At 75.2% G+C, this 6,765-nt stretch carries 5 protein-coding genes and 1 pseudogene; 3 read left to right on the top strand and 3 right to left on the bottom strand.

Going from position 1 to position 6,765, the window contains the following annotated elements; genetic code table 11:
* Window positions 1-62: 62 nt before the first annotated feature.
* Window positions 63-590, bottom strand: a complete 528-nt coding sequence (locus ACFU6K_RS27020; protein WP_380667228.1) for a MarR family winged helix-turn-helix transcriptional regulator — start codon at window positions 588-590, stop codon at window positions 63-65.
* A 55-nt stretch (window positions 591-645) separates the two neighbouring features.
* Here ACFU6K_RS27020 and ACFU6K_RS27025 point away from each other — a divergent pair, with 55 nt between their 5' ends.
* From ACFU6K_RS27025 to ACFU6K_RS27035, 3 genes are all read left to right on the top strand, one after another.
* Complete coding sequence (locus ACFU6K_RS27025; RefSeq protein WP_380667230.1) at window positions 646-1,722, top strand: ABC transporter substrate-binding protein; 1,077 nt, start codon at window positions 646-648, stop codon at window positions 1,720-1,722.
* Window positions 1,723-1,849: 127 nt separating this feature from the next.
* Window positions 1,850-3,340, top strand: coding sequence for an APC family permease (locus tag ACFU6K_RS27030; RefSeq protein WP_380667232.1), 1,491 nt, complete (start codon window positions 1,850-1,852; stop codon window positions 3,338-3,340).
* The gene (locus tag ACFU6K_RS27035; protein WP_380667234.1) at window positions 3,337-4,356 is read left to right on the top strand and encodes an acetamidase/formamidase family protein; all 1,020 of its coding nucleotides are present in this window, start codon (window positions 3,337-3,339) and stop codon (window positions 4,354-4,356) included. Before ACFU6K_RS27030 ends, ACFU6K_RS27035 begins: the two co-directional genes overlap by 4 nt.
* A 205-nt stretch (window positions 4,357-4,561) precedes the next feature.
* Here the strand turns inward: ACFU6K_RS27035 and ACFU6K_RS27040 are convergent, their stop codons facing one another.
* Window positions 4,562-4,933, bottom strand: a complete 372-nt coding sequence (locus tag ACFU6K_RS27040) for a BlaI/MecI/CopY family transcriptional regulator (protein ID WP_380667236.1) — start codon at window positions 4,931-4,933, stop codon at window positions 4,562-4,564.
* Between the two features lie 203 nt (window positions 4,934-5,136).
* Window positions 5,137-6,765 (bottom strand): annotated as a pseudogene (locus ACFU6K_RS27045) (hypothetical protein); the annotation flags it as partial.

Genomic DNA, 6,765 nt, shown 5'->3' on the forward strand with positions numbered 1-6,765 from the left:
CGGGCCGTCGTCGTCCGCGCGGGGCCGTCGTCGACCCTGTGCGCGGGGGCGGGGCGGGCCGGTCAGAGCGCGGCGAGCCGCCGCAGCACGTGCGCCGGGTCGGTGAGGCCGCAGGCCCGGCGGACGGCGTCGTCGTGGGCGGCGGCGAGGGCGTCCAGGCGGGTCAGCCGGGTGCGGCCCTGGCGGGAGAGGTGGGCGGTGATCCGGCGGCGGTCCTGGTCGTCCTGGCGCCGGTAGACCCAACCGGAGTCGGCCAGCGAGTCCACCAGCCGGCTCAGGCTCGCCTGCGGGATCAGCAGGGCCTGGGCCAGTTCGCCCATCGCGTGCCCCCGGTCGTCCGCGAGGACGCGCAGCAGCCGCCACTGGTCGACGGTGCAGTCCTCCTCGGCGAGGGCGGCGGCGAGGCCGCCGGAGAGCCTGCGGTGGGCCAGCGTGACCAGCTCGACCAGCAGCGGCTCCGGGGCGGCCGGGCGTTGTGCCGCGGCGCCGACGACCTGCTCGGCGACCTGCTCGACGGCCTGTTCCGCGGCCCGGGCGGCGGCATCGCCGGGACGGCCGTCGACCCCCGGTGCGGCACCAGTTGCAGTCATCGGACCCTCCCGTTCCGGCCTTTCCCGATATCGGCGGTACGACGATACTCGCACCGTGAGCACCGAGGTGAGGTTGATCGATCCGCTCGATGCGCTGCACTCGGCTCGGGACGGGGCGGCGTTCCGGGTGGGCCTCGTCGTGCCGCAGTCCGGCCCGCTCGGGCTCACCGGCCCGTCCGCGCTGGACGGCGCGCTGCTCGCCGCGCACGAGGTCAACGCGGGCGGCGGGGTCCTCGGCCGCCCGCTGGAGCTGGTGCTGGTGGACGGCGGCGGCGCGCCGGGCCCGGTCGCCGGGGAGGTGCGGCGCCTGCTGGACGCCGGGGCGCTGGACGCCCTCGCCGGGTGCCACACCAGCGATGTGCACCGGGCGGTCGAGACCGTTGCCGCGGGCCGTCTCGCGTACGTCTTCACCCCGCCGCACGAGGGTGGCTCCCGGCTGCCCGGCGTGCTCTGCACCGGCATCGACCCGTTCCGTCAACTCGGCCCGGCCATCCAGGATCTGACGGATCGTCACCGCATCGGCCGCTGGGCGCTGATCGGCAACGACTACATCTGGCCGCGCTCCGTCCACCGGGCCGCCGAGGGGCTCGCGGCGCGGGCCGGCGCCCGGGTGGTGCTGGAGCGGCGGGTCCCCTTCGGGGCGGTCGAGGAGGCGCTCGACCCGCTGCTGGACGCGCTGCGTTCGGCCCGCGCGGACGCCCTGCTGCTCAGTCTGATCGGGCGCGACCTGGTGCACTTCAACCGGGCGCTGCGGCGCAGCGGGCTGGACCGCACGCTGGTGCGGCTCTCCGGCGCCCTGGAGGAGAACGGCCTGCTCGCGCTCGGCGGCGACGACACCGGGACGCTGTACGCGGCGATGCCCTCCTTCGCGACGCTGGCCGAGGAGCGCCGGCAGAGCCTCGCCGAGCGGCACCGGGCCCTGTGCGGCCCGTGGGCGCCGGTCCTGGACGCCTACGCGGTGGGCCTGTACGAGGGCCTGCGCCTGCTCGCCGACCTGGCGGCCCGTCGGGCCCTGGCCCCGGACGGCCTGCTGGCGGCCGCGGGCCGGCTGCTGCACCGCGAGGCCGCGGGCCGGGCGCCGATCCACCTCGCCCGGGCCGAGGGCCTCGGCTTCGCCGTCCTGCCCCGGTAGCCGAGGCGGACCCCGGGCACCCCGTTCTCGTCAGGTGGAATGTCGGAGCAAAACCCTTCCATCTGGAAATAGTTGGCTCTACAGTCTCCCCACACCCCCCGCTGGGTCGTCACGGAGAGAGAGCACCATGGCCGACACACCCGCACCCCAGGGCATCGAGAGCTACGGCTACCGGCAGGAACTGCGCCGTTCGCTCGGCTTCACCGACCTGCTCGTCTACGGGCTGGTGTTCATGGTGCCGATCGCGCCGTTCGGCATCTTCGGCGGCGTCTTCCAGGGCTCCGGCGGCATGGTCGCCCTGGCCTACGTCCTCGGCATGGTGGCGATGATGTTCACCGCCCTGTCGTACGCCCAGATGTCCCGGGCCTTCCCGATGGCCGGCTCGGTCTACACCTACGCGGGCCGCGGCATCGCCGCCCCGGTCGGCTTCCTGTCCGGCTGGATGATCCTGCTCGACTACGTGCTGGTGCCCGGGCTGCTGTACCTGATCGCCGGTGTCGCGATGAACTCGCTGGTGCCGTCGGTCCCGGTCTGGCTCTGGCTGATCGGCTTCGTGCTGCTCAACACCGTGGTCAACTACCTGGGCATCGAGACCACCAACCGGGTCAACAAGGCGATGCTGATCGGCGAACTCGTCGTGCTGGCCCTGTTCGTGGTGGTCGGCGTGATCGCCCTGGCCGACGGCAAGGGCCGGGGCTTCGACTTCACGCCGCTGTACAACGGGCACACCTTCTCGTGGAGCCTGGCCTTCGGGGCGGTCTCGATCGCGGTGCTCAGCTTCCTGGGCTTCGACGGCATCTCCACCCTCTCGGAGGAGAACCGGGACTCCGCCAAGGCCATCGGCCGGTCCATGGTCGCCGCGCTGCTGCTCGCGGGCACACTGTTCATCGTGCAGACCTGGGTCGCCTCGCTGCTGGTCGCCGACCCCGACGCGCTGATCCGGGACGGCGACCCGGACGGCACCGCCTTCTACGACGCGGCCCGCACCGCCGCCGGCGGCTGGCTCGCCACGCTGACCGCCGCCTCCACCGCCGTGGCCTGGGGCTTCGCCAACTCGCTGGTCGCCCAGGCGGCCACCTCCCGGCTGCTGTACGCGATGGCCCGCGACCGGCAGCTGCCCGCCTTCCTGGCCCGGGTCCACCCCACCCGCCGGGTGCCGGTCAACGCGACCCTGCTGACCGCCGGGATCTCGCTGGTGCTCGGCCTCTACACGGCCTCGCGCGAGGACGGCATCACCCTGCTGAGCACCCTGGTCAACTTCGGTGCGCTGACCACCTTCCTGGTCCTGCACGTCGCCGTGGTCGTCCACTACCTGGTCCGCAAGCGCAGCAAGGACTACTGGCGGCACCTGATCGCCCCGGCGCTCGGCTTCGCGATCCTCGCGTACGTGGTGGTCAACGCGAACATCGCCGCCCAGCGGCTCGGGTTCGTCTGGCTGCTCGTCGGCGGGATCGTGCTCGCCGGGCTGGTGGCGACCGGACGCAGGCCCCGGCTGGCCGTCGCCGAGACCGGGGCCGCCGAGACCGGGGCCGCCGAGACCGGGGCCGCCGAGACCGGGGCCGCCGCCACCGATGCCGTCGACAGCGTCGACACCACCCCCGCCGAGGAGAAGCAGTGAGCCTGCCCGAGACCGTCCGGCTGTCCCCGACCCCGGAGGACTACGCCTACACCTTCGGCGGCCGCGCCCCGCTGGTCACCGTCCGGCCGGGCGCCGTCGTCGAGTTGACCACCGAGGACTGCTTCGGCGGCAAGGTGCGCGGCACCGGCGACCTGCCCAGCCGGGTGTGCGTCTTCCCCTACCTCAACCCGGTCACCGGTCCGATCGCGGTGGCGGGGGCCGAGCCCGGGGACGTCCTCGCGGTGCACTTCGTCGAGATCACCCCGGCCCGGGAGTACGGCGTCTCCAGCACCTTCCCGCACTTCGGCGCGCTGACCGCGACCCACGCCACCGCGATGCTGCACGCGCCGCTGGAGGAACGGGTCTGGGTCTACGAGCTGGACGTCGAGGCGGGCGTCTGCCGCTTCCGGGCCCGCACCAGCGGGTTCACGGTGGACCTGCCGCTCGACCCGATGCACGGCACGGTCGGCGTCGCCCCGGCGGCCGGCGAGGTGCTGGCCTCGATCACCCCGGGCGCGCACGGCGGCAACCTGGACACCCCCGAGATGCGGGCCGGCACCACCGCCTACTTCCGGGTCAACGTCGAGGGCGGCCTGCTCGCCATCGGCGACGGCCACGCCCGCCAGGGCGAGGGCGAGGTGTGCGGCACGGCCGTCGAGGCGGCGATGCGCACCACCGTGATCGTCGACCTGGTCAAGGGCGGCGGCCCGGCCTGGCCCCGCCTGGAGAACGACGACTTCCTGATCAGCACCGGCTCCGCCCGTCCGCTGGAGGACGCGTTCCGGATCAGCCAGCACGACCTGGTCGGCTGGACCGGCGAACTGCTCGGCCTGGACCAGCTGGACGCCTACCAGCTGGTCAGCCAGGCCGGGTTGGCCCCGGCGGCGAACGTCTGCGACACCAACTACACGATGGTCGCCAAGCTGCCGAAGACCCTGCTCGGCCGGGCGCGCGCCTACGACGGGCTGCACGACCGGCTGCGCCGGACGGCGGAGGCGTACCTGCGGCACCGCTGACGACGAGGCACCGGTGCCAACGCCGGCCCGGCCGCGCGGGTTCAGGCGCGCGGGTCAAGGTCACGGCAAATCCCACGAACCCCCACCCCCCACCCCCACCCGGGGCCCGTCGGTACCCCCACGCCGACGGGCCCACGGGGGCGTGCCCGGGAACGGGTCCAGGGCGGATCCGGGGACGGGTCCAGGGCGGATCCGGGCGCGAGGATCACCCGGCCTCCCGGGACCTCGCATGTTCGAGGGCGGCGAGCAGGGCCGAGGCCTCGGCCCCGCTGATCCGGTCGACGAAGCGGAGCAGCGCGCCCGCCCGGTCGGGGGTGGTCTCCAGCGCCCGGTGCATCAGCCGGGCGGTGTACTCCTCGCGGGTGCAGCTCGGCCGGTACACCCAGGCGCGGCCGACCTTGTCGCGGCGCAGCCAGCCCTTGGTGTGCAGGATGTCCGCGACCGTGGTGACGGTGGTGTACGCGACGGCCCGGTCCCGCTGGAGGTCGTCGACCACCTCACGCACCGTGGCGGGCCGGTCCCAGGACCAGAAGCGGTCCATGATCTCGGCCTCCAGGTCCCCGAACCCCCGCAGCACCGCCCTCTACTCCCTCGCCGAACCGGACGCCGACGCCCTTGGCCCGCCGGATCGCGGCCCATGGTACGGCGAGCGCCGGGCGCCCGCCCCCGGGTGATGGGGACGGACGCCCGGCGCGTACCGGCTGGTGCCCGGGCGGTGCCCAAGCGGTGTCAGCCGGTGGTCGGCACGTGTGCAAGACGTGTCCGAGGCCGACGGAGCCGTCAGGACAGCCGCCGCCCGAGCGGGATGCGGGACCGGGTGAACAGCGCCGCGAGCAGCCCCGCGACCACCGGCAGCACCAGCACGATCAGCAGCAGCTCGCCCCAGGGCGCGGTGATCAGCGCCGGCTCGGCCCCGAACCCGCCGGCCCGGGACTTCAGCAGCCCCACCGCCGGCACGAACCCGTTGACCGCCCCGAGCAGCGCGCCCAGCAGGGCGATCAGGGTGCACTGGAGGCCCGCCATGCTCCGCCGGATCCGCGGCGGCGCGCCGACCGCGGCCAGGGTGGCCTGGTCCTGCCGGGAGTCGGCGGCCGCCAGGCCGGTGGCGATCCCGGCCGCGCCGAGCACGACCAGTGCGGCGAAGCCGGTGAGCGCGAGGGTGGGCGCGTCGCTCTTGGGCTGGTAACCGCGCTCCACCTCCAGCGTGGCGAAGCGGTCCAGCCGGACGGCGGCCGCGGCGGCGCGCTGCTGCGCCTTGCGGTCGGGCGGGGTGGCGGGCAGCCAGACCGAGCCGGTCGGCCGGGCGGCGAGCCCGAGCGCGGGCAGCGCGGAGGGCAGCGCCAGGCCCTGGGCGAACTCGGCGGCGGCGGGGTTGTCCACCAGCACCGCGTCGACCGGGACCTCCTGGACGTCCGGCTTGGGGACCTCGCCGGGCTGCAGCGGAGCGCCGCCCCCGCCGCGCAGGATCATCACGGCCTTGCCGTCGGCGCCCACGAGCTTGCGGTCGAAGACCAGCAGCTTCCCCGCGGCCAGCGCCTGTTCGGCGGCCGGGTCGTGGACGGCGAACAGGTTGTGCAGCACGGTGACGTCACCGGCGGCCAGGTGCGGCGGCGAGCCCAGGCCGCGCCGCTCCGGCGGGCCCTGGAGCTGGACGACGCTGGAGCAGTTGTCGCAGAAGCGGTACTCGACCTGGCCGAGGTCGCCGCGCGGGCCGAGCCCGGACAGCTGCTTCTCCAGCTCGGCGCGCTCCTCGGCGAGCCGGGGCCCGTCGGTGTGGCTCGTCAACTGGACGGCGCCGTACGGGGCCTGCGGCCGGTAGTCGCGCCGGTTCTCGGCCTCGGTGCTGGTGGTGTAGACGCCGATGGCGACGGCCCCGGCCACCGCGGCCATCACCGCGGCCACCGCCGGAGCGGTGCGCGAGCGGTGCCGGGCGGAGTCGCGCAGCGCCAGCCGGGGGCCGAGCGGCAGCCGCCCGGCGGCCCGGCCGATCAGGGCGACCAGCATCGGGGTGCAGAGCAGCAGGCCGAGTTCGGCGGTCACCGAGCCGCCGAGCACGGTGAGCGTGCGGGTGTCGTAGCCGCCCGCGCCGGGCTGGTCGCGCTTCACCGCGCCCGCGCCGTACATCGCGAGCACGGCGCCCAGGACGAGCAGCGCCAGGCCGGCGAAGGTGACCAGGCGGCTGGGGGCGCGGACGGTGTCCCGGCCGGTCAGCCCGGCGGTGACGCTGCGCCGGGCGGCCTGCAGCGCGGGCAGCGCGGCCGCGAGCAGTGCGGTGGCCACGCCGATCCCGGCGATCGCGAGGAGGTCCAGCGGCGGTACGGCGAAGTGGCCGAAGCGCACGCCGCCGAACTGCTCGATCCGCGACCGCAGTACGGCGACCACCGCGGTGCCGAGCACCACGCCGACCAC

The sequence above is a fragment of the Kitasatospora sp. NPDC057512 genome (genome assembly GCF_042802135.1).
Lineage (GTDB): Bacteria > Actinomycetota > Actinomycetes > Streptomycetales > Streptomycetaceae > Kitasatospora.